This is a genomic window from Ensifer sp. R-19 (assembly GCF_049905105.1).
In the GTDB taxonomy this organism is placed as follows: domain Bacteria; phylum Pseudomonadota; class Alphaproteobacteria; order Rhizobiales; family Rhizobiaceae; genus Ensifer.
Window position 1 is genome coordinate 2662689 of the sequence record NZ_CP184569.1, and the last position, 20219, is coordinate 2682907.

Here is a 20219-nt window from a genome sequence, read left to right on the forward strand (position 1 = left end):
CTTATTCTTTCGAAATTCCGGCGACGAAGTTGGTGTCGAAGCTCGGACCAAGCTTCAGGCCCTTGACGTTGCCGCGGTAGCCGGCGACTTCGGTCTGCTGGAAGATGATGACGAACGGGCTTTCGCCCAGAACGGTCTTCTGCAGTTCCTTGTAGGTCTCGGCACGCTTGGCGCTGTCGCGCTCGAGCAGAGCGTCCTTGGTCTTCTTCGTCAGCTCCGGAACGTCCCAGGCATTGCGCCAGGCAAGCGTCTTGTTCTTGCCTTCGTCGGAATTGTCAGGGTTGCTGGTGAAGGTTTCAGCGTTGGAGTTCGGATCGAAATAGTCCATGCCCCACTGGCCGATATACATGTCGTGGTTACGAGCACGATACTTCGTCAGCGTCTGCTTCCCGTCGCCCGGGATGATTTCGAGCTTCACCCCGGCCTGGCCTAGCGTCTGCTGGAAGGATTCGGCAATACCGGTGACCGGCTGGCCGTTGCGAACGTCCATGGTGACGGTGAAGCCGTCGGCAAGGCCGGCCTTCGTCAGCAGTTCCTTCGCCTTGGCGACGTCGAGCTTGTAGGGGTTCTCGTCGAGGGCACCCAGAACGCCCTTCGGCAGGAAGCTCTGGTGGATCTCGCCGATGCCCTTGATGAGCGTCGAGCCGATCGCATCATAGTCGACCAGATACTTGAAGGCTTCACGCACTTCAGGCTTGGCGAGGTTGGCGTTCTTCTGGTTGAGGCTGATGTAGTAGACCGTGCCCTTCGGCGCATTCGTCGTGGCGAGGTCGGCGTTCTTCGAAACGGCGTCGTAATCGCCCGGCTCGAGGTTGCGTGCGACGTCGATATCGCCCGCTTCGAGCGCCAGGCGCTGGCCCGAGCTTTCCTTCATGTGGCGATAGATGACGCGGGCGAGCTTGGCCTGTTCGCCATAGTAGTTGTCGTTGCGCTCGAGCACGATAACCTCGTTGGCGCGCCACTCGCGCAGCTTGAACGGACCGGAGCCGGCGTAGCCGGTCTTCAGCCATTCGTTGCCGAAGTCGTTGTCGTACTTGAAGTCGTCGCTCGGCGTGACCACTTTGACGTGTTCGAGAACGAGTTTCTTGTCGAGGACTGCGCCCACGGTCGCCGTCAGGCAATTCAGAACAAAGCTCGGAGCATAGGGCTGGTCGACGGTAAAGACGAAGGTCGTCTCGTCGGTAGCCTTGGCCTTTTCCGTCACGTTGTCGCCGTTGAGGCCAAACTGGGTGAGGATAAAGGCGGGGCTCTTGTCGAGCTTGACGGCGCGCTCGAACGACCAGGCGACGTCCTCGGCGGTTACCGGGTTGCCGGAGGCGAACTTAAGGCCGGACTTCAGCTTGAACGTATAGGTCAGGCCGTCATCGGACACGGTCCAGCTGTCGGCGAGGTCGCCGACGACCTTGGTTGTGTCGTTGATGTCGAGGCGCACCAGCATGCTGTAGGTGTTGCCGGTGATTTCGGCCGCGGTCAGCTCGAAGGCTTCGCCCGGATCCATGGAGATGACGTCGTCGATCGCAAAGGCTTCGACCAGCGTGTCCTTCGGCGTTTCGGCAAAGGCCGGTGCGGTCGCGGCCATCACCATGGCAAGCGCCGCAGAAGCGGTCAGAAGACGAAGACGTCCATTGAGCTTGTGCATCATTTTTTGCAGTTCCCTCGTTTGCGCCCTTTTGGGCCCTTCTTCATGGGTTCAGGCGGCCTCGTGCCAAGCCTGCCCCAGAACTCTCCACCAGTTCTCCCGGCATATCTTTGCCAGTTCGGCGTCACCATATCCGGCGCCTCTCAACGCAGTAACGAGCGCATGGTTACCGGCTGCGTCAGCGATCCCCACGGGGATCGTTGCGCCATCGAAATCCGATCCGAGCGCCACGCATTCGATGCCCATGCGCTCGACCATGTAGTCGACATGGCGAACCATGTCGGAAAGCGGCGTCGCGGCATTTTCCTGGCCGTCGGCGCGCAGCATCGTTGTCGCATAGTTGAGCCCGACGAGCCCCTTGCTTTCGCGGATGGCGTCCAGCTGCTTGTCCGTCAGGTTGCGCGCAACCGGCGTCAGCGCATGCGCGTTCGAATGGCTGGCAACCAGCGGCTGGTCCGTGGTTTTCGCGACGTCCCAGAAGCCCTGCTCTGTGATGTGGGCGAGGTCGATCAGGATGCCCAGCCGGTTGCAGGCACGCACGAGTTCGAAACCCGCATCCGTCAGCCCCGGCGCTGTGTCCGGCGACTTCGGATAGGAGAACGGCACGCCATGGCCGAAGACGTTGTGGCGGCTCCAGACCGGCCCAAGCGAGCGCAGGCCGGCGGCATAGAAGGTTTCGAGCGCCGACAGATCCGCACCAATCGCCTCGCAGCCTTCCATGTGGAGCACCGAGGCGAAGACACCTTTCTCGACCGCTCCGCGGATTTCGGCGGTCGAGCGGCAAAGCTTCCAGGCCCCTGCCCGGTCGAGGCGAACGGCGATGTCGGCGAGCTCGATGGCGATCGCCAGCGACGGCAAGTGTTCGAGGGGCGCGGAGAGCGGCGTTTCGTAATGGCCGTTTTCATCCGGCGGCTGCAGGACCAGATCGCCCGAGGGCACGTAGATCGCCGAAATGCCGCCGATGAGGCCGCCCGCTTTGGCGCGCGGCGCGTCGATGTGGCCCTCGCCGATACCGTCGACGAATTCGCGGACCGGGTCAGCCCCCTTTCGGGCGTTCTGCCACAGGCGCAGAAGCACGTCGTTATGGCCATCGAAAACCGCCTGCATTCCTGAATTCCTTCATCATTTCAGGGAGATCGAACGGAGCACCTACGGCCGCGTCCGGGGAAAGGTTGTGGCGATGCTAGTGAAAGGCCAAAGCCTTTTCAATGAATATCAGGGGGTTTTACCCAGGGCTGCCTGTAGCGAAATGTTGCATGATTGTCGCAATCTCGCCGTCAAACACAGCGGCGACAGGTGTGCAATGCCGATCAAGGGATGAAAATCTGGCGTTTCTAATGCAAGGAATTGGCTCGGTCCCGCTCGCAGGGATGTCGCACCGCATGATGCGGTACTGGGGGTTTGGTTGCTGCGTCCGTTTTCACTCGCAGGTTCGCAAGGGCATTGGAGCCGCATCGCCGCCACGCTCCTCCTCGCCGTAACCCTTGCGGCCTGTGCCGGCCGGCCGGTCGGCGTGCTCGTTCCTTCGGGCACGACGGGTGGCGCCTCCCAGGTCGACCTGATGGTCGCGACAACGCGCGCGCCCACGGCGGAACCGGGCGTGCTTTTCAGCGGCGAACGGTCGGACCAGCTTTCCCTGACGGAAATCGTCGTTTCAATTCCGCCGGAGAAAAACCGGCAAGTCGGCCAGGTGCAATGGCCGAAGAAGCTTCCGGCCAATCCGGAGCGCGACTTCTCCACGGTCAGCGTCACGCCATTGCGTGAGGGCAACGACGTCCAAAGCTGGCTGAAGGGTAACCTGCCGAAGAGCCGGCGCGTGCTGATCTTCGTTCACGGTTTCAACAACCGCTACGAGGACGCGGTCTACCGCTTTGCCCAGATCGTCCACGATAGCGGCACGGACGTCGCCCCCGTCATCTTCACCTGGCCCTCGCGGGCCAGCATCTTCGACTACAATTACGACAAGGAAAGCACCAACTATTCGCGTGACGCGCTGGAGGAACTGCTTCGGCGTGCGTCGAGCAATCCTCAGGTCGGCGAAATCACCGTCATGGCCCATTCGATGGGCTCATGGGTGACGGTCGAAGCTCTGCGCCAGATGGCGATCCGCGACGGACGCATCGCGCCCAAGATCACCGACGTCATCCTGGCCTCGCCCGATCTCGACGTCGACGTCTTCGGCCAGCAGATCCGCGCCATGGGCGACAAGCGCCCGAAATTCACGCTGTTCGTGTCGCGCGACGACCGGGCGCTGACGCTCTCCAGGCGCATTTCCGGCAATGTCGACCGTCTTGGCCAGATCGATCCGACCGCCGAGCCCTATCGCACACAACTCGAACAGGCAGGTATCAGCGTCATCGATCTGACGGCGCTGAAGGGCGGCGACAAGCTGAACCATGGCAAGTTCGCCGAAAGCCCGGAAGTCGTGCGCCTGCTTGGCAACCGGCTGATCGCCGGCCAGACCGTGACCGATTCCGATGTCGGGCTCGGCGAACGTCTGGGCGCCGTCACGCTCGGCGCAACGCAGACCGTCGGCAGTGCCGCAAGTCTCGCGGTCTCGACGCCGATCATGATCTTCGATCCCAACACCCGCAAGAACTACGACGCGCAGCTGCGCCGTCTGGGTCAATCGATGGAAAACACCGTCGGCTCGGCAGTGACCCCTTGGGTACCGCCGGAGGGCGGTGAAGCTGCCAAAAGCAGCTCCCCCGACCGTCACTCACGTTAGACGGGCAGCTCGCGCCGCTCGGCTTCCGTCACCATCGCGAGGTCGAGCACCTTCTGCAGGTTCGCCGCGTGACGAAACCCGGGCTCTTCGGTCTTGCCCTCGCGGACTGCCGCAACGAAGCGCTCATAGTTGGTCAGAACCGTACCCGCGTCGACATCGCGCCAAGTCGCGGTTTCAACGTCAGTGCCGAGGCAGGCCCGGAGCGTCGAGCCATCGGGCGTGTGCACCACTTCGAGCGCACCCTTGTCGCCGTGCAGCCTGAGCCTGAGCTCGTTCAAGTGCCCGGTCGCCCATCGGCTGGCATGGACGACGCCCATGGCGCCGTTGCCGAACTCCGCCGTCATGACGAAGCTGTCATTGGCATCGAGATCATACTCGCCGATGCGGTTATCAGGTGCCTTGTCGAAGGTCTTCAGACGGGCGAAAACCCGCGACGCGTCGGTGCCGGCGCCGTAGCCGGCGAAGTCGAGAATGTGGATGCCGACATCGCCGAGCACGCCGTTCGAGCCGTGCTTGGTCGAAAGTCGCCACAGCCATTGCGATTCCGTTGCCCAGTCGCCCCAGGCCTTGGAGACGAGCCAGCTCTGCAGATAGGACGCCTCCAGATGCCGCAACTGGCCGACATCACCTGCGAGCACCATCGCCCGTGCCTTCTGCAGCGGCGCGACATTGCGATAGGTGAGGTTCACCATCGTCACCAGGCCGGAACGCTCGGCCGCGTCCGCCATCTCCGCCGCCTTGGCGTAGTTTTCCGCAAGCGGCTTTTCGCAAAGCACGTGCTTGCCGGCGGCAAGCAATGCTAGCGTCGTCGGGTGGTGCGCCTTGTCGGGCGTCACGTTCGTCGCCGCATCGAACTTGCCCCAAGCGATCGCCTCGTCGAGCGAGGTGAAGGTCTCGGCAATGCCGTGCTTGTCGGCAAAGGCACGCGCACGCTTGGGGTCGACATCGACCGCGCCGACCATCTCGACGCCTTCGATTTTGGCAAAGGCCTGGGCATGGCTGTTCGCCATGCCGCCGGTTCCAACTACAAGAAGACGCATGATGCTCACCTGTATCCTGCTTCGCCGGCCTGGTGCAGCCGGGGGCCACGCTCGACGATCGGCTCCAGCGCCTTTTCGACCGGCACGTTCGGCGCATCGTGGATCGCCGTGTAGCGGTTATCGGCGTTGTAGGCCCACTTCACCGAATTGCGCAGCACCTTCTGGACATTGGCGTCGTGATAGGTCGGGTAGGTCTCATGACCGGGGCGGAAATAGAAGATGTTGCCGGCGCCACGGCGCCAGGTGAGCCCCGAACGGAACACTTCGCCGCCGGCAAACCAGGAGATGAACACGGTTTCGAGCGGCTCGGGCACCGAGAACTGCTCGCCATACATCTCCTCGTTCTCAAGTACGAAGTTCTCGTCAAGCCCCTCGGCGATCGGATGGCGCGGGTTGATCGCCCAGACGCGCTCGCGTTCGCCTGCCTCGCGCCACTTCAGTGCGCAGGGCGTTCCCATCAGGCGCTTGAAGATCTTGGAGAAGTGGCCGGAATGCAGCACGATCAGACCCATGCCTTCCCAGACGCGCTTGGCGACCCGCTCGACGATTTCGTCGCTGACGGCGCCGTGGTCCTTGTGACCCCACCACAGAAGCACATCGGTATTGGCAAGGCGCTCGACACTCAAACCATGCTCCGGCTCCTGCAGCGTCGCCGTCGTCGCCTCGATCGCGCTTTCCGTGTTCAGCGCCGCCGCGATCGTGTTGTGCATCCCGTTCGGATAGATGCTGCGGACCACCTCGTTGGTCTGCTCGTGGATATTCTCGCCCCAAACAACTGTTCTGATAGGCACGTTCATTCTCCTTAGCGTTTGCCCTCACGGGCATGTCGTCCTGCGATTGATGGGGTCGCCAGGAATTGGCGACCCCGAAGCTCCAGGTTCGCCTGAGCTTTCAGGCAGCCCCTCTCATGGGCGCACGACCCAAAGCCAGCCCCGCCGCATCGAAGCGGTGAATGTTGTCGCCGACCGGCGAGATCTGCACTGTGTCTCCCGGCTGGTGGTGCGAGGTGCCGCCTTCCCGGACGATGACCGGTTCCGCGGCACCGATGTCGAGATAGATATAACTGTCGGATCCCAGCATCTCGGAGTGCACCACCGTCCCTGACCACCTGCCGTCGCCCGACCTGATCTCCAGATGCTCGGCCCTGATGCCGATCGTGTGGGCGTCATAGGGAGCAGCAAGAGCACCAGAGAGAAAGTTCATCTTCGGCGAACCGATGAAGCCGGCGACGAAGACCGAGTTCGGGCTCTCGTAGAGTTCGAGCGGCGTGCCAATCTGTTCGACCCGGCCATCTCGTAGCACGCAAATGCGATCAGCCAGTGTCATCGCCTCGACCTGGTCGTGGGTGACATAGATCATCGTCGTGTTGTGCATGCTGCGATGCAGTTTCGCGATCTCGATCCGGGTCGCAACCCTAAGCGCTGCATCGAGATTGGAGAGCGGCTCGTCGAAGAGAAAGACCTTGGGATCGCGTACGATCGCACGACCGATGGCGACGCGCTGGCGCTGGCCACCCGAGAGCTGCCGCGGCAGCCGCTGGAGATAGGGGGTCAGTTGCAGCATCTCCGCTGCCGCCTCGACGCGTTTCCTGCACTGCTCCTTATCCTTGCCGGCGAGTTGCATGCCGAAGGACATGTTCTCGAAGACGGTCATATGCGGGTAAAGCGCATAGGACTGAAACACCATCGCGATGCCGCGCTTGGACGGCGTCAACTGATTGACCACCTGTCCGTCGAAGGAAAGCGTGCCCGAAGAGATGTCTTCAAGCCCGGCGATCAGGCGCAGCAGCGTGGACTTGCCGCAGCCGGAAGGTCCGACGAAGACCATGAACTCGCCGGCCCGGATATCCATGCTGACGCCCTTGATCACCTCGAAGGCACCGAAGGACTTGCGGATGTTGCGCAATTGAAGCTCTGCCATGTTTTTTCCCTTTATCCTTTGACGCCGCCGGCCGTGAGCCCGGATATGATCCGCCGCTGAAAGATCAGCACGAGGATAACCAGTGGCACGGTGACGATGATCGATGCGGCCATGATGTTGCCCCAAGGGACTTCGTACTCACTGCTGCCGGACAACAGCGCGATCGCGACCGGCACGGTGCGCTGGCTGTCTGATGACGTGAAGGTCAGCGCGAACAGGAACTCGTTCCAAGCGGCGATGAAGGCGAGCAGCCCCGTCGTCACCAGTGCCGGCCACATCAGCGGCATGAACACGCGCGTGATGATCACCCAGGGCGTCGCACCATCGACGATCGCCGCCTCCTCGATCTCGACCGGCAGATCGCGCATGAAGGTGGTCAGCACCCAGACGGTGAAGGGCAGCGTGAAGATCATGTAGGAAAAGATCAGCGCCAGGGGGGTGTTGAAGATGCCGACGGCGCGGATCAACTCGAACAGGCCGGCAAGCACCGCAATCTGCGGAAACATCGACACCGACAGGATCGTCAGGAGCAGAAGTCCGCGCCCGCGAAACCGCACCCGCGCCAGCGCATAGGCGGCGGTAACCGCAAGCAGCAGCGACACGCAGACTACGATGGTCGCGACCATCAGCGAGTTGGCGAGGTTGCGCAGGAAGCCGCTGCTCGTGACGATGCCGGCGTAGTTGTCGAAGGAGATCTCGGTCGGCCAGTAGTCGACCCGGAACAGCGCCGTTCCGGATTTGAAGCTTGTCAGCACCGCGTAGTAGAACGGGAAGACGGCCATTATGATGATGGCGGCGACGAGGGCGTAGAACGCCGTGCGCTTGGCAAAGGTGGCAACCATCAGCGCTCTCCTCCTTCGAGGTTGACGCGGCCGAACCACATGTAGGCGACCGTGATCGCCGCAATGATCAGGAACAGCATCGTCGAGGCAGTGGCGCCATAGGCGAACTTGTCGAAGTCGAACAGGTTCTCGCGCGCCAGCACCGACATCGTCTTGGTCTGGGCGTTGTTGGGCGTCAGCACATAAATGAGATCGAAGATGCGCAGCGCATCGAGCATGCGGAAGATCACCGCGACCATCAGCGCCGGACGGATCAACGGCAGCGTCAGCCGCCAGAAGACCTTCAGCGGATGCACGCCGTCGATCTTGGCCGCCTCGTAAATATCCGTTGGCACCATCTGCAGGCCGGCAAGGATGAGTAGCGCCATGAACGGCGTCGTCTTCCAGACGTCGACGATCAGCACCGCGACCATCGCGGTCTCCGGATTGGCCGTCCAGGCGATCTTCTGGCTGATCAGGCCGAGGCCGAGCAAAAGATCGTTGAGAATGCCGAACTGGTCGTTGAGCATCCAGGCCCACATCTTGGCGGAAACGATGGTCGGGATTGCCCAGGGGATCAGGATCGCGGCGCGCACCAGCCCGCGGCCCGGGAAATGGGCGTTCAGCACCAGAGCAACGATCAGACCGAGCACCGTCTCGATGGTGACGGAGACGGCGGAAAACTTCAGCGTGTTCCAGACGGCATTCCACCAGGCCGGATCGGCAAGCAGGCCATTATAAACCGTGCGCCCGCTCTTCAGCGTGATCCAGCTCAGATAATTCTTGAAGCCGACGAACTCGGCACCTTCAAGATTGGTCAGCGATGCGTTGGTGAAGCTGAAATAGACGGTGCGTATGAGCGGCCAGCCGGCGACGAGCGCGAGCACCAGCAAGGTCGGCGCGAGAAAGATCCAGGCGGAGCGAATGCGGCTGGCGTTGAGGTCGGAACGGATCCCTGCCTGTTGTCCGAGGACGGAAGGGGGATCTGCGAGTGAAAGATCGGTCATTGTCTTGGCTCACTCTTGCCATTCGGCGCGCGGCCGAGCGGTTGGCCCGAGAGGAACGACGCCACTAGGCAATTCCAGGAAAGGGTGAAGCGTTTTCCCATCCGGAATTGCTTGCTTTCAAAGCACTTGTTCAGAGCGCTGGGCATCGTCGGCGGTTGCTCGGTGGAGCGAGGGAAGGCCCGCAGGCGCTCCCCTCGCTCCCGGGAGGATTACCAGCTATCGCCCTTCATCTCGGTGAGCTCGACTTCGAGCAGCTCCAGGTTTTCCGCAGCCGTGCCGTTGCCGGAGAGCGAGTTATGGACCGCATTCCAGAACTTGGCCGAAACCTCGTTGTACTTGACCTTGGTGACGGCTGACGGGCGCGGCACGGCGCTCTCGAAGATCGGCTTCCACGCCGGCATGAACGGCTGGGCCTTGGCGACCTCCGCGTCGTCGTAGAGTGCGGCAATCGTCGGCAGGTTGGAGAGCTCGATCGCTCGGCGCTTCTGCACCTCTGCCGAGGAGAGGAATTTGGCAAGCGCGATCGCTGCTTCCTGGTCGTCGGAATATTTGGAGACGGCGACGTTCCAGCCGCCGAGCGTCGAGGACGGCTGGTCGCCATCGGTCGCTGTCGGCAGCGGCGCAACGGCAAACTTGCCTTTCACCGCGCTGTCGGCGCCATTGCCGAGCGCATAGGCATAGGGCCAATTGCGCATGAAGACGGCGTTGCCGGTCTGCCAGACGCCGCGTGATTCCTCTTCCTGATAGGCGAGCACGCCCTGCGGCGAAATCGTGCCGACCCACCCCTTGATGCGGTCGATAGCTGCGGCCGCCTTCTCGTTGTTGATCGAGATCGTGCCATCGGGCTCGACGATCTGGCCGCCGCCGGACGATTTGATCCATTCGAGCGCATTGCAGGTCAGCCCTTCATAGGCGTTGCCCTGGAAGACGTAGCCCCAGAGGTCGGCCTGGCCGGAGGCACGTTCCTTCTCCTGGATTTCCTTGGCGGTCGTCGCCAGTTCATCCCAGGTCTTCGGCGGCGCCTTGCCGTACTTTTCCAGGAGGTCTTTGCGATAGAAGAGCGCCGGCGCATCGGTGAAAGCAGGCAGGGCCACGAGACGGCCGTTGACCGTCTGCGAGGCGATGATCGACGGGAAGTGCTGTCCGGCGACATCCTTCGCCGCCTCTGTCAAGTCGACGAACTGGTCGGCAAGCTGCGGCGCCCAGACGACGTCGGTCTGGTAGACGTCCACATCCTTGTTTCCGGCGGCGAGCCACAGGCGGTACTGGCTGAACTGCTCGCTACTCGACGGCGGCATGGTGACCAGGCTCACCTTGTGCCCCGTCTGCTTCTCGAAGATGTCGAGCTGCTCGCGGATGAAATTGACGTTCTTGCCGGTCGTGTTGGCGGCAAGCGAGAGCTCGGCGGCGCTGGCCGTTCCGGCTGCAACGATCGCGGCACAAAAACTCAGGGCATTGAGCATGGTTGTCATTGGGTCGACTCCTCCTGTTCCCCCTCCACCGCACGAAAGCTCCTCAGCAAATTCGAAAGCGGTTTGGATTGAAAAAAGTTGGCAGAAGACGGAAAAACTGTCAATCCATGGATCAGAAAAAGTCATTCTTCCGTGAATTGTTAAAAATAATTATTAAATTTCAATAATATAGCGAAGGAGGAGGAGTTTTCACCAACATCGCGCAGCAACCCATAAAATCAAAGGGGAACTGCATTAATTTAAAACGGTTTGGTAAAACTCCATCGCAGGCCGGTACGCAGGACGCCCCTGACAAACCGATTGTTACCGGCAACGAAGGTGTATACTTCTGGGACCGGGCTAGGCTGAGGAAACGCATACCGAATGAAACTGCGGGAGTTCGCACAACAACTGGGCCTTTCGCCGACCACCGTCAGCCGAGCGCTGAGCGGCTATCCCGAGGTTAGCGAAAAGACGCGCAAGCGCGTGGCCGAAGAGGCAACTCGCCTTGGCTATCGTCCGAACATCAATGCCGTGAGGCTCGCCACCGGTCGCGCCGGCGCCATCGGCGTCGTCATGGGGCGCTCCGGCGAATTCCATTTCTCCGAGTTCATGGGCGGCCTGGCCGAGCGGCTCGGCACCGAGGACATCGACATCCTCGTCAGCCCGATTGATGACAAGAACCCTACGGGCGAGATCCAGCTTTACACCCGGCTCGCCGTCAGCGGCCGCGTCGACGCCGTGATCGTGCATTCACCGGAGCCGAACGACGAGCGCATCGCCCTCCTGCATAAGCTCGGCATGCCCTTTCTCGTCCACGGCCGATCCGATATCGACGTGCCGCATGCGTGGCTCGATATCGACAACGAGGGCGCCATCCGCCGCGCGACCTCGCATCTGATCGATCTTGGCCATCGCCGCATCGCCATGATCAACGGCCGGAAAGGACGCACCTTCTCGCTTCACCGCGACAAGGGCTACCGCGACGCACTCCAGGCGCGCGGCCTCCCATTCGATCCGCGCCTCGTCGCCCACGGCAATTTCACCGACGAGCTCGGCTTTCGCTTTGCACGCTCGTTCCTCGAGCAGACGCCGCGCCCCACCGCCTTCGTCGCCGGTTCGATGATGACGGCGCTCGGTATCTATCGGGCGGCGCGGTCGATGGGCCTGGAGATCGGGCGCGAAGTCTCGGTCATCGCCCATGACGACGTGTTCCCCTATCTCACCGCGGAGAACATGGTGCCGTCGCTCTCGGCGACGCGGTCTTCGATGCGCGCGGCCGGCGCACGCTCGGCCGATCTCGTGCTGCAGCTTCTCTCGGGCCGGCCGACCGAGGAGGTTCACGAACTCTGGCCAGTGGAACTGATCTTGCGGGAATCGACCGCACCCCCGCCAGAGAGCGCCTGAGGACAGGCTGCTGACCGCCTCAGTGGAAGGTGGATTTGGAGAACAGGTTGAGCACAACCACGCCGGATATGATCAGGCCCAGTCCCAGGATCGCCGCTAGGTCGAGTTTCTGCCCAAAGGCGAAGTAACCGACGAGCGAAATCAAGACGATCCCGAGCCCGCTCCAGACCGCATAGGCGATACCGACGGGGATGAAGCGCAGCGTATAGGACAGGAAGAAGAAGGCGATCGCGTAGCAGACCACCATCAGGACCGTCGGCCCCAGGCGGGTGAAATGCTGCGCTGCCTGCATCGCCGAGGTGCCGAGCACTTCGAAAACGATCGCCGCAACCAGGACGGTATAGAGCATGGCGGGGTTCATCGGGGACTCCATCCGGGTTACTGCGCCGAAAGCGCCTTGAGATTTTCAGCCAGACCGGCCCGCGCCTCGGCATCGAGATCGTGGCTCTGCATCAGATCCGCCAGCCAGACGCCGTCGCAGGCAAAGCGGGCAAGCACGCAGCCGGTCGAGGCGTCCGTTTCTGCGAACTCCGTTGATCGCCGGCTGACCCAATCGCGCCAGCGGCTCTTCAGATGCGGCTCGGCAATGAGGGCGATCGTCAGCATGCGCCAGCCCGGCACGTCGGTGGCGGGATCAAGCGCGAAGCAGACGTCGATATAGGCACGGGTAAAGCGCCCCTTCGCCGCCGGATCGTGCGCCATCGCCGCCTCGATCTCACGATCGAACCGCGTCACCAGGTCGTCGAACAGCCCGTCCAGCAGAGCGAGCTTGTTCGGGAAGTGGTGCAGCAGCCCACCCTTGCTGACGCCCGCCGCCTGCGACACGGCATCGAGGGTGATGCCCGCAACGCCTTGCTCATGCGAAAGGCGTGCAGCAACCTCCAGCAATTGCTGGCGCACCTGTTCCGGCTGTTTCTTGCGACGATGAGCTTCGGTCATGCTCCATAAAGATACCGTCTGGACGGTTTGTCAAGAGGGACCTTGGTCGACCGCGATGAAACGCCGCAAACCGGTGCTCTGAAAATCGTTGTCCGCCCCGTCGCCGCACGCTAGGACCGCAGGGAATGAAGGACGCGAGCATGGCGGAAACGGAAACCACGACCCTCTACGAAGCGATCGGCGGCGACCCGACAGTTCGCGCGCTGACCCGCCGCTTCTACGAGTTGATGGACACGCTGCCGGAAGCGGCACGATGCCGCGCCGTGCATCCGCCCGACCTTTCGGGCAGTGAAGAGAAATTCTACGAGTACCTGACCGGCTGGCTTGGCGGACCGCCTATTTATGTCGAGAAGCGCGGCCATCCGATGCTGCGCCGCCGCCATTTCGTCGCTGAGATCGGCCCCGAGGAGCGGGACGAATGGCTGCTCTGCTTTACCCGAGCGCTTGAAGAAGCGATCGCCCATCCGAAGCTGAGGCAGATCATTCTCGACCCGATCACCCGCCTCGCCCTTCATATGCAGAACAAGGAATAGCCGTGATGTCGCACAGCGGATTTCGCGCAACGACGCTTTTTGTTGCCGGTTTGATGGGCCTGACCGGCGTTGTCAGCGCGGCCGCCGCTTCGCACGGCGACGATCCAAGATTGCTCGCCGGCATTTCCGCGATGTGCCTGGCGCATGCCCCGGCCTTGATCGCGCTCTACGCAGCCTGGCCGAGCTTTCGCACGGCGGCCGCTGCGGCCTTGCTGATTGCAGTTGGAACGGCGCTGTTCTCGGCGGATCTCGCCATGCGCCACATCTCGGGTCACGGCCTGTTCCCGATGTCCGCTCCGCTCGGCGGCACGACGATCATGGCGGGCTGGCTTGCCGTTTCCCTCGGCGCCTTCCTGCCGCGAAAGACAGCCTGAGAAAAAAATTCACCTCCCGAATGGACCCATTTGGGAGGTGAATGGCATATAAAATCAAAAATTTACGCGGCCTATCACGCGCGAGGCCGCCTGATCAGGCGCCTTCGACGGCCGAAAAACCTTCGAACTTCGGCGGACCGAGATACATCGCCTTATTCTCGCCGGCATTCCTGTGCGCCGCGCGAAAATTCTCAGACTTCGTCCAGGCTGAAAACGAATCCCTGTCCTTCCAGACCGAATTCGAAACGAAGAGCGTATAGCCCTCCTCCGGCACGCTGTCGCCGCGCAGCAGGTGGAAGGAAACGAAGCCGGGCATTTCCGAAAGGCTGGAATCGCGCCCCTTCCACACGGCTTCGAAGGCCTCTTCATGGCCGATGGCGATACGGAAACGGTTCATGGCAACGTACATCTTGGTCTCCTACAGCGACCTTGAACTACTGCATAATTCCGGACGGAAAACCGCTTCGCACTTTTCCTGGAATTGCTCTTATGCGCTTTCCTTCTTGCGGGCGGCATCGTTTGCAGCCCGCGGAAAGGCGAGAATAGTTCCTTCCTTCGGCTCTGCAAGACCGAGAGGGTCGCGAACCGGCGGGCGCGTCTGCCAGGTTGGAAACTCGGCGACGTTGGCGTCGTCCAGCATGCGCGCGCGGCGCGTCAGGATCTCGTAGAGTTCAGGCACCAGGCCATCGCCATGCTGCGCCGCCAGCTTGTGCAGACCGATCATCATGCACAGGTCAGGACGTTCTTCGTTCATTGTGCAAACTCTCGTCTTGTCTTGGGAGGGTTACCGCTCGTCGCGGCTGGCGGTGAGGTCCTGAAGTGCCCGCTCCAGGCTCGATTTCGAGCCGTTGCGCAGCGGCACGAAGGCCTTGCCCCACTTCTTGCAGCCGGTCTTCACGCGAAGACACGCGTCATGGCTGATGCAGTCGATCGGGCAGAAGACGCAGTCGACCGACGGCAGCACCCGGTCGATGCGGGAAACGGCTTCGCGCAGGCCGCCATCATGGTGAAGCAGCTCAGCGCCAAACGAGCTGGCGATTTCGCGTAAGTGCGCCACCTGACAATCGCGGCCGCCGACATAGAGAAAACTGCGCCCTTCGAGCGTTGCCTTGCCGGCCTCCTGGCGGGCTTCGGTCGGTTCTGAACCCGAACGACCCTTGCCATTTTTCGCCGCATTCTGGTGACGCTTGCCGCGCATGCAATCCTCTCCGCGTGATCGTGCGACAAGGGCCTTCACAGGCAGCCGGTCGCATCGGGACATCATCTCGACACACGCCCTTCGGCTGCGTGACGAGGGCAACCTATTAAACTTGATAATCCGAGTAAAGTATAAACATGAGTTTTTTCATCATATTTCTTTCGCCAAATCCCGGCCCGCACGACAAGGCGTACGGAACGGCGCCCGCCTCAGCGGACGCTGGCAACCATCGGAACGATGAAGGATTTGGAGCTCGGCCCCCCGGCAGGAAAGGCCGGGAACGGCGCCGCATTGCGCACGGCATCGACGGCTGCGTCGTCGATGGCGGGAGAACCTGAGCTGCCGGCGACGTTTACCCGCGTCAATTCACCGTTGGCGGTCAATGTGAAGCGGACGGTCGCCGTGCCGGAAACGCCTTCGCGCCTTGCCGAAGACGGCACCTTGAATCTCCGCATGATCTTCCTGCGGACCTTGCCGTCATAATTTTCCATATTGGCATTGCCGACCTCGGATGCGCGGCTATTGCCGGTCGCGGCTGCGGCACTGCCGCTTTCCTGGCCGTCCTGCTTGCCCTTGACCTGGTTCTGCGCCTGCTCGCCCTTGTCACCCGTCTTCTTGCGGGTCACTTTCTTCTTCTTGACCGGCTCCTTCTTCGGTTCCGGCTTTTCAACCTTCTCCTTCTTGGGCTCTTCGATCTCGGGCTTTTCTTCAGGCACCACGGTTTCGACCGGCGCAACACTCGCCGTCACGACGGCCTCGGCGACCTGAAGGGTCGGCATCTCTTCAGCCGGCAAAATCACGTCAGCCTCGGTCGCGGTCAGATCATGCGGCTGTTCGGCAACGATTTCCTGAGTTGTCGACGTGAGATCTTCGAGGGGCGATATCTCCTCCGGCTTGACCTCATCCGGAACGTCCTCGGTCGGCTCGACGATCTCCGCGGGATCGCCGGATTGTAGTGTCTCTTCAAAGGCATCGCCAAGGATCGCGACCTCGGTCGCCTCTCCGCCGAGCATGAGGGCATGCTCTTTTTCCGGCGGCCTTGGGCCAAACAAGGTAGCAAGCACGACGCCATGCGTTGCAAGCGAGATGATGGCGGCCCCAGCCCAGATGACGATACGCTTCATTACAGCCTTACCTTCGCCGCACCGGGCGGCGCAAACTTCACGCTCCGAAGGAGCGGCCTCACTTAGCCCTTGAGTTCCACCGCCGATTTCGAGCCGGTCTTGATCCCGCTCATGCAGGCGCCGGGCTGCACGCCGTTGCCGACGCAGGCCGGCGCATCATTGATCAACAGGCTCTTCACCGCATCGCAGTTGGTGCCGGGGAGATCAAACTGGCGAACCTTGGTCTTGCCGGCGGGCAGATCGCGGAAGTCGAGCACGGCCATGCGCTCGACGAGGCCCTTCTGGTCGAAGATCACGAACTCGAAGGAAACCTTGCTCAGCGACTGCGCAAGCGCGTTGCCGGCGACAAAGGTGAGCTTGCAGCCCTTCTGCGACGGCGCGACGTCGTTCAACTCGATCGTCAGCCCGAGGGCGGGCACAGCCTCCTGAGCGTTGACACTGCCCGCAGCAATGAAGGCCGCAAGCGCAACGGAAACAATTGGAAGGCTGGAAAACTTCATATCGACATCACCCCAAAGGTTGCAGCGAACCACCGAACGAGACCCGCACGCCCTTGTCCACAAGCCGGCAACAACTAACTTGAGTGCATAAGTCCGGTATTGCGTCCATAAATAAATATGAGTAATGAAGTCAAGATAGTAAACGAATTGCACGGCAGGAAATGCTGGAACAACAGCGCGGCCTGCCCTCTCGAAACGGCCAAACGCAGTGACCAACGACAGTGACCTTGCACGCCCCTCCGAGCCGCCGATCCAGGCCGGGCGCGCGCAGCGGATTATCGAAAGTCGCGAACTTTTCGGCAGCGAAAACGAGATCCTCATTTCCCACGACGGCGCGATCTACCGCATGAAGATCACCCGCCAAGGCAAACTGATCCTGAACAAATAGGCAGATGAAAATGACCGAGAGCCTCCGCCCCACTCCTTCCGAGATCCGCGCCTACCGCGCAGAAAACCCGAAGATGCGCGAGCGTGATATCGCAGCCCAGCTCGGTGTTTCCGAAGCCGCTCTCGTTGCTGCCGAATGTGGGCTGACCGCCGTGCGCATCGATGCCGACGCCAACCGCTTCCTGTCGCGCGTCGAGGAACTCGGCGAAGTCATGGCGCTGACCCGCAACGAAAGCGCGGTCCACGAGAAGATCGGCGTTTACGAGAAGATCACCACCGGCGAGATGGCGAGCATCGTGCTCGGCGAGCAGATCGACCTCCGGGTCTTCCCGAGCGCCTGGGCACACGCTTTCGCCGTGACGAAGACCGACGATCAGGGTGAAGCCCGCAAGAGCCTGCAGTTCTTCGACAAGTGGGGCAATGCCGTGCACAAGGTGCATCTGCGCCCGGAATCGGATGTTGCGGCCTATGACAAGATCGTCTCGGACTTCCGCCTTGCCGACCAGACGCAGGACTTCAGCGCCGACGTGAGCGTGCCGGCAGCCGACGACAAGCCGGAAACCGTGGTCGATGTCGTCGAACTGCGCGACCGCTGGACGAAGATGACGGACACGCACCAGTTCCACGGCATGCTGCGCAAGCTGAAGATCGGCCGGCGCCAGGCGCTCAGCAACATCGGCGAGGATTTCGCCTGGCAGCTCGACCCCTACAGCATCGAAGCGATGATGCGCGCGAGCGCCGAAATCGAACTGCCGATCATGTGCTTTGTCGGCAACCGCGGCATGATCCAGATCCATTCCGGTCCGATTGCCAAGATCGCGCCGATGGGCCCGTGGCTGAACGTCATGGACCCGACTTTCCATCTGCATCTGCGCACCGATCACATCGCCGAACTCTGGGCCGTACGCAAGCCGACGGCCGACGGCCATGTCACTTCGATCGAGGCGCTCGACGCCAAGGGCGAGATGATCATCCAGTTCTTCGGCAAGCGGAAAGAGGGTCTCGCGGAACGGCCGGAATGGCGCTCCATCGCCGAAGGCCTGCCGCGTCTCGACACGACTGTCGCCGCCTGAGGACAGGATAGGACACTCAGATGATCAAGGGTCTCGACTTCCGTCGCCTTCGCCGCTGGGAACTGGCGCTCGCCGCCTTCGCGCTTTCGGCTCCCTTCCTGTTGCCAGCGGTGGCACCCGGTGCCCCCTCCTTCATCCGGCCGGCGATGGCCGAGGACATGCAGAAGGCCGACGTCTCGCGCGTCGTATCGGTCGGCGGAGCGATAACCGAGATCATCTATGCGCTCGGCGAGGAAGGTCGCCTCGTCGGTCGCGATTCCACCAGCACCTATCCGGAAGCGGCAAAGGCGCTGCCGGATGTCGGCTACATGCGCCAGCTCGCACCGGAAGGCATCATCGCTGCCAACCCGAGCGCAATCATCGCCGTCGAAGGCAGCGGTCCGCCGGAGGCGTTGGCGGTGCTAAAGGAAGCGAACATCGCCTTTACCAGCGTGCCCGAGGCCTTTGACAAGGCCGGCATCCCCGCCAAGATCCGTGCGGTCGGCACCTTCCTCGGTGTCGAGGAAAAGGCCGAAACCCTGGCAAAGAGCGTCGAAGCCGATCTCGATGCGGCAGTCTCCGAGAATGCCGCCCGCCCGGAAGCCGAACGCAAGCGTGTGCTCTTCATCCTGAGCACGCAGGGCGGCAAGGTCATGGCATCGGGACAGGGAACCGCGGCCAACGGCATCATCGAGCTCTCGGGCGCCATCAACGCGGTCGGCACCTTCCCCGGCTACAAGGCCCTGACCGACGAGGCGATAATCGAGGCCAAGCCAGATGTCGTCCTGATGATGGACCGCGGCGGCGAACATTCCGCCGAGGCGGACGAACTCTTCGCCCTGCCGGCGCTCAGCCTTACCCCTGCCGCCAAGAACAAGGCGCTGATCCGCATGGACGGCCTGCACCTGCTCGGCTTCGGCCCGCGCACCGCAAGCGCCGTCCGCGAACTGAATGCCGCAATCTACGGGAAGAAGGCCAATGCCTCGCAGTGAGGCATTGGCCCGCGGCATGCGCCTGACCGCTTTTGCCGCCGATATCCGCAACGAGTGGCGCTCGGGCAACCGGTCCCGGCTGGCACGTCTCGTCATCGTCGCCCTCATCGCGCTTGCGGTCGCGACCTTCGTCGGCTCGATCATGACCGGTGCCGCCGATGCATCGCTCGCCAACGTCTGGCGCTGGCTGATGGGTGAGGCCGATCAGGCCCTGAGCATCCGCGACCGCATCATCATTCTCGATATCCGCCTGCCGCGCGCCGTGCTCGGCATGCTCGTCGGCGCTTCGCTCGCGGTTTCCGGCGTCGTCATGCAGGGCCTTTTCCGCAATCCGCTGGCCGATCCCGGCCTCGTCGGCGTGTCCTCAGGCGCGAGCCTCGGCGCCGTGCTGCTGATTGTGCTCGGAACCGCCGCCTTCGGGCCGCTCTTCGCGCTGTTCGGCTTCTATGCGTTGCCGGTAGCAGCCTTCGTCGGCGGCCTCGTCACGACGCTGCTGCTCTACCGTATCGCCACCCGCGGCGGCCAGACGTCGATTGCCACGCTGCTGCTCGCCGGCATTGCGCTCGGCGCGCTGACCGGTGCGGTCACCGGCGTTCTCGTCTTCAGAGCCGACGACAAGCAATTGCGCGACCTGACCTTCTGGGGCCTCGGTTCGCTCGCCGGCGCCAACTGGACTAAGATCCTGGCTGCAGCGCCGATCATCCTCGCTTCGCTCGCGGTTACCCCTTTCCTGGCGCGCGGGCTGAATGCCATCACGCTCGGCGAAGCGGCCGCCTTCCATATGGGCATTCCTGTCCAGCGGCTGAAGAACATTGCGATCGTCAGTGTCGCCGCGGCGACCGGCGCATCCGTTGCGGTCAGCGGCGGCATCGGCTTCGTCGGCATCGTGGTTCCGCACCTGCTGCGGCTCGTCATCGGTCCCGATCATCGCTACCTGCTGCCCACCTCGGCGCTGCTCGGCGGCACGCTGTTGATCCTCGCCGACATGATCGCCCGCACCATCGTCTCTCCGGCGGAACTGCCGATCGGCATCGTTACCGCCTTTATCGGCGCGCCGTTCTTCCTCTGGATCCTGCTGCGCGGCCGTTCGAACATGGGACTCTGAGC

At 62.4% G+C, this 20219-nt stretch carries 23 protein-coding genes; 8 read left to right on the plus strand and 15 right to left on the minus strand.

The annotated features are described in order from the left end of the window. Position 1: 1 nt before the first annotated feature. On the minus strand, positions 2 to 1642 hold the full coding sequence (locus ACN9MO_RS13060) for an ABC transporter substrate-binding protein (RefSeq protein ID WP_057249090.1): 1641 nt from the start codon (positions 1640 to 1642) through the stop codon (positions 2 to 4). Positions 1643 to 1690: 48 nt separating this feature from the next. Further along, positions 1691 to 2746 carry a dipeptidase gene (locus tag ACN9MO_RS13065; protein ID WP_057249089.1) on the minus strand — a complete coding sequence of 352 codons (1056 nt, stop codon included), beginning with the start codon at positions 2744 to 2746 and terminating at the stop codon, positions 1691 to 1693. A 346-nt stretch (positions 2747 to 3092) separates the two neighbouring features. Here ACN9MO_RS13065 and ACN9MO_RS13070 point away from each other — a divergent pair, with 346 nt between their 5' ends. After that, complete coding sequence (locus ACN9MO_RS13070) at positions 3093 to 4367, plus strand: alpha/beta hydrolase (RefSeq protein ID WP_375293062.1); 1275 nt, start codon at positions 3093 to 3095, stop codon at positions 4365 to 4367. Here ACN9MO_RS13070 and ACN9MO_RS13075 read toward each other — a convergent pair. The 6 genes from ACN9MO_RS13075 to ACN9MO_RS13100 all read right to left on the minus strand — a co-directional run bounded on the left by ACN9MO_RS13075 (position 4364) and on the right by ACN9MO_RS13100 (position 10627). After that, positions 4364 to 5407 (minus strand): Gfo/Idh/MocA family protein, encoded by a 1044-nt coding sequence (locus tag ACN9MO_RS13075; RefSeq protein WP_057249133.1) that lies wholly within the window; start codon positions 5405 to 5407, stop codon positions 4364 to 4366. The genes ACN9MO_RS13070 and ACN9MO_RS13075 overlap by 4 nt on opposite strands. A 5-nt stretch (positions 5408 to 5412) precedes the next feature. Continuing rightward, on the minus strand, positions 5413 to 6204 hold the full coding sequence (locus ACN9MO_RS13080) for a ThuA domain-containing protein (RefSeq protein ID WP_210334454.1): 792 nt from the start codon (positions 6202 to 6204) through the stop codon (positions 5413 to 5415). Positions 6205 to 6298: 94 nt separating this feature from the next. Beyond that, entirely contained in the window at positions 6299 to 7327 is a 1029-nt protein-coding gene (locus ACN9MO_RS13085; protein ID WP_057249088.1) for an ABC transporter ATP-binding protein, read from the minus strand. A gap of 11 nt (positions 7328 to 7338) precedes the next feature. Next, positions 7339 to 8169 carry a carbohydrate ABC transporter permease gene (locus ACN9MO_RS13090; RefSeq protein ID WP_057249087.1) on the minus strand — a complete coding sequence of 277 codons (831 nt, stop codon included), beginning with the start codon at positions 8167 to 8169 and terminating at the stop codon, positions 7339 to 7341. Next, positions 8169 to 9155, minus strand: coding sequence for a carbohydrate ABC transporter permease (locus ACN9MO_RS13095; RefSeq protein WP_093234900.1), 987 nt, complete (start codon positions 9153 to 9155; stop codon positions 8169 to 8171). The genes ACN9MO_RS13090 and ACN9MO_RS13095 overlap by 1 nt, the downstream gene beginning before the upstream one ends. A gap of 209 nt (positions 9156 to 9364) precedes the next feature. Then, positions 9365 to 10627, minus strand: coding sequence for an ABC transporter substrate-binding protein (locus ACN9MO_RS13100; protein ID WP_113132171.1), 1263 nt, complete (start codon positions 10625 to 10627; stop codon positions 9365 to 9367). 363 nt (positions 10628 to 10990) lie between these two features. Here ACN9MO_RS13100 and ACN9MO_RS13105 point away from each other — a divergent pair, with 363 nt between their 5' ends. Next, positions 10991 to 12013, plus strand: coding sequence for a substrate-binding domain-containing protein (locus tag ACN9MO_RS13105; RefSeq protein ID WP_113132170.1), 1023 nt, complete (start codon positions 10991 to 10993; stop codon positions 12011 to 12013). Between the two features lie 19 nt (positions 12014 to 12032). Here ACN9MO_RS13105 and ACN9MO_RS13110 read toward each other — a convergent pair whose 3' ends face one another. Next, positions 12033 to 12374: a DMT family transporter gene (locus tag ACN9MO_RS13110; protein WP_057249131.1), complete on the minus strand. Its 342-nt coding sequence runs from the start codon at positions 12372 to 12374 to the stop codon at positions 12033 to 12035. A gap of 17 nt (positions 12375 to 12391) precedes the next feature. Then, entirely contained in the window at positions 12392 to 12952 is a 561-nt protein-coding gene (locus ACN9MO_RS13115) for a TetR/AcrR family transcriptional regulator (RefSeq protein WP_113132169.1), read from the minus strand. Between the two features lie 140 nt (positions 12953 to 13092). Here ACN9MO_RS13115 and ACN9MO_RS13120 point away from each other — a divergent pair, with 140 nt between their 5' ends. Beyond that, positions 13093 to 13485, plus strand: a complete 393-nt coding sequence (locus ACN9MO_RS13120) for a globin (protein ID WP_057249082.1) — start codon at positions 13093 to 13095, stop codon at positions 13483 to 13485. A 5-nt stretch (positions 13486 to 13490) separates the two neighbouring features. Continuing rightward, positions 13491 to 13859, plus strand: a complete 369-nt coding sequence (locus ACN9MO_RS13125) for a DUF423 domain-containing protein (protein WP_058320792.1) — start codon at positions 13491 to 13493, stop codon at positions 13857 to 13859. 94 nt (positions 13860 to 13953) lie between these two features. On the opposite strand, the gene ACN9MO_RS13130 is transcribed toward ACN9MO_RS13125, so the two are convergent. The 5 genes from ACN9MO_RS13130 to ACN9MO_RS13150 form a co-directional block, all read right to left on the minus strand. Beyond that, on the minus strand, positions 13954 to 14268 hold the full coding sequence (locus ACN9MO_RS13130; protein WP_113132168.1) for an antibiotic biosynthesis monooxygenase family protein: 315 nt from the start codon (positions 14266 to 14268) through the stop codon (positions 13954 to 13956). A gap of 78 nt (positions 14269 to 14346) precedes the next feature. Continuing rightward, complete coding sequence (locus tag ACN9MO_RS13135; protein WP_093234897.1) at positions 14347 to 14613, minus strand: hypothetical protein; 267 nt, start codon at positions 14611 to 14613, stop codon at positions 14347 to 14349. Positions 14614 to 14643: 30 nt separating this feature from the next. Further along, entirely contained in the window at positions 14644 to 15057 is a 414-nt protein-coding gene (locus tag ACN9MO_RS13140) for a DUF2325 domain-containing protein (protein WP_057249078.1), read from the minus strand. Between the two features lie 209 nt (positions 15058 to 15266). Next, positions 15267 to 16181, minus strand: coding sequence for a cell envelope integrity protein TolA (locus ACN9MO_RS13145; protein WP_057249077.1), 915 nt, complete (start codon positions 16179 to 16181; stop codon positions 15267 to 15269). A gap of 62 nt (positions 16182 to 16243) precedes the next feature. Next, on the minus strand, positions 16244 to 16681 hold the full coding sequence (locus ACN9MO_RS13150) for a hypothetical protein (protein WP_093234896.1): 438 nt from the start codon (positions 16679 to 16681) through the stop codon (positions 16244 to 16246). A 208-nt stretch (positions 16682 to 16889) separates the two neighbouring features. Between ACN9MO_RS13150 and hemP the strand changes: the two genes are divergently transcribed. From hemP to ACN9MO_RS13170, 4 genes are read left to right on the plus strand one after another with little or no spacing between them, the layout of a single operon-like run. Continuing rightward, the gene (gene hemP / locus ACN9MO_RS13155; RefSeq protein ID WP_176907420.1) at positions 16890 to 17069 is read left to right on the plus strand and encodes a hemin uptake protein HemP; all 180 of its coding nucleotides are present in this window, start codon (positions 16890 to 16892) and stop codon (positions 17067 to 17069) included. Positions 17070 to 17079: 10 nt separating this feature from the next. Beyond that, complete coding sequence (locus ACN9MO_RS13160; RefSeq protein ID WP_162733568.1) at positions 17080 to 18141, plus strand: ChuX/HutX family heme-like substrate-binding protein; 1062 nt, start codon at positions 17080 to 17082, stop codon at positions 18139 to 18141. A gap of 20 nt (positions 18142 to 18161) precedes the next feature. Next, the gene (locus ACN9MO_RS13165; protein ID WP_058320788.1) at positions 18162 to 19112 is read left to right on the plus strand and encodes a heme/hemin ABC transporter substrate-binding protein; all 951 of its coding nucleotides are present in this window, start codon (positions 18162 to 18164) and stop codon (positions 19110 to 19112) included. Then, on the plus strand, positions 19099 to 20217 hold the full coding sequence (locus tag ACN9MO_RS13170; RefSeq protein WP_057249074.1) for a FecCD family ABC transporter permease: 1119 nt from the start codon (positions 19099 to 19101) through the stop codon (positions 20215 to 20217). The genes ACN9MO_RS13165 and ACN9MO_RS13170 overlap by 14 nt, the downstream gene beginning before the upstream one ends. Positions 20218 to 20219 lie beyond the last annotated feature (2 nt).

Coding starts and splice junctions, on each gene's coding strand:
- ACN9MO_RS13060 (WP_057249090.1), bottom strand. CDS start 1,642: ATGATGCACAAGCTCAATGGACGTCTTCGTCTTCTGACCGCTTCTGCG.
- ACN9MO_RS13065 (WP_057249089.1), bottom strand. CDS start 2,746: ATGCAGGCGGTTTTCGATGGCCATAACGACGTGCTTCTGCGCCTGTGG.
- ACN9MO_RS13075 (WP_057249133.1), bottom strand. CDS start 5,407: ATGCGTCTTCTTGTAGTTGGAACCGGCGGCATGGCGAACAGCCATGCC.
- ACN9MO_RS13080 (WP_210334454.1), bottom strand. CDS start 6,204: ATGAACGTGCCTATCAGAACAGTTGTTTGGGGCGAGAATATCCACGAG.
- ACN9MO_RS13085 (WP_057249088.1), bottom strand. CDS start 7,327: ATGGCAGAGCTTCAATTGCGCAACATCCGCAAGTCCTTCGGTGCCTTC.
- ACN9MO_RS13090 (WP_057249087.1), bottom strand. CDS start 8,169: ATGGTTGCCACCTTTGCCAAGCGCACGGCGTTCTACGCCCTCGTCGCC.
- ACN9MO_RS13095 (WP_093234900.1), bottom strand. CDS start 9,155: ATGACCGATCTTTCACTCGCAGATCCCCCTTCCGTCCTCGGACAACAG.
- ACN9MO_RS13100 (WP_113132171.1), bottom strand. CDS start 10,627: ATGACAACCATGCTCAATGCCCTGAGTTTTTGTGCCGCGATCGTTGCA.
- ACN9MO_RS13105 (WP_113132170.1), top strand. CDS start 10,991: ATGAAACTGCGGGAGTTCGCACAACAACTGGGCCTTTCGCCGACCACC.
- ACN9MO_RS13110 (WP_057249131.1), bottom strand. CDS start 12,374: ATGAACCCCGCCATGCTCTATACCGTCCTGGTTGCGGCGATCGTTTTC.
- ACN9MO_RS13115 (WP_113132169.1), bottom strand. CDS start 12,952: ATGACCGAAGCTCATCGTCGCAAGAAACAGCCGGAACAGGTGCGCCAG.
- ACN9MO_RS13120 (WP_057249082.1), top strand. CDS start 13,093: ATGGCGGAAACGGAAACCACGACCCTCTACGAAGCGATCGGCGGCGAC.
- ACN9MO_RS13125 (WP_058320792.1), top strand. CDS start 13,491: ATGTCGCACAGCGGATTTCGCGCAACGACGCTTTTTGTTGCCGGTTTG.
- ACN9MO_RS13130 (WP_113132168.1), bottom strand. CDS start 14,268: ATGTACGTTGCCATGAACCGTTTCCGTATCGCCATCGGCCATGAAGAG.
- ACN9MO_RS13135 (WP_093234897.1), bottom strand. CDS start 14,613: ATGAACGAAGAACGTCCTGACCTGTGCATGATGATCGGTCTGCACAAG.
- ACN9MO_RS13140 (WP_057249078.1), bottom strand. CDS start 15,057: ATGCGCGGCAAGCGTCACCAGAATGCGGCGAAAAATGGCAAGGGTCGT.
- ACN9MO_RS13145 (WP_057249077.1), bottom strand. CDS start 16,181: ATGAAGCGTATCGTCATCTGGGCTGGGGCCGCCATCATCTCGCTTGCA.
- ACN9MO_RS13150 (WP_093234896.1), bottom strand. CDS start 16,681: ATGAAGTTTTCCAGCCTTCCAATTGTTTCCGTTGCGCTTGCGGCCTTC.
- ACN9MO_RS13160 (WP_162733568.1), top strand. CDS start 17,080: ATGACCGAGAGCCTCCGCCCCACTCCTTCCGAGATCCGCGCCTACCGC.
- ACN9MO_RS13165 (WP_058320788.1), top strand. CDS start 18,162: ATGATCAAGGGTCTCGACTTCCGTCGCCTTCGCCGCTGGGAACTGGCG.
- ACN9MO_RS13170 (WP_057249074.1), top strand. CDS start 19,099: ATGCCTCGCAGTGAGGCATTGGCCCGCGGCATGCGCCTGACCGCTTTT.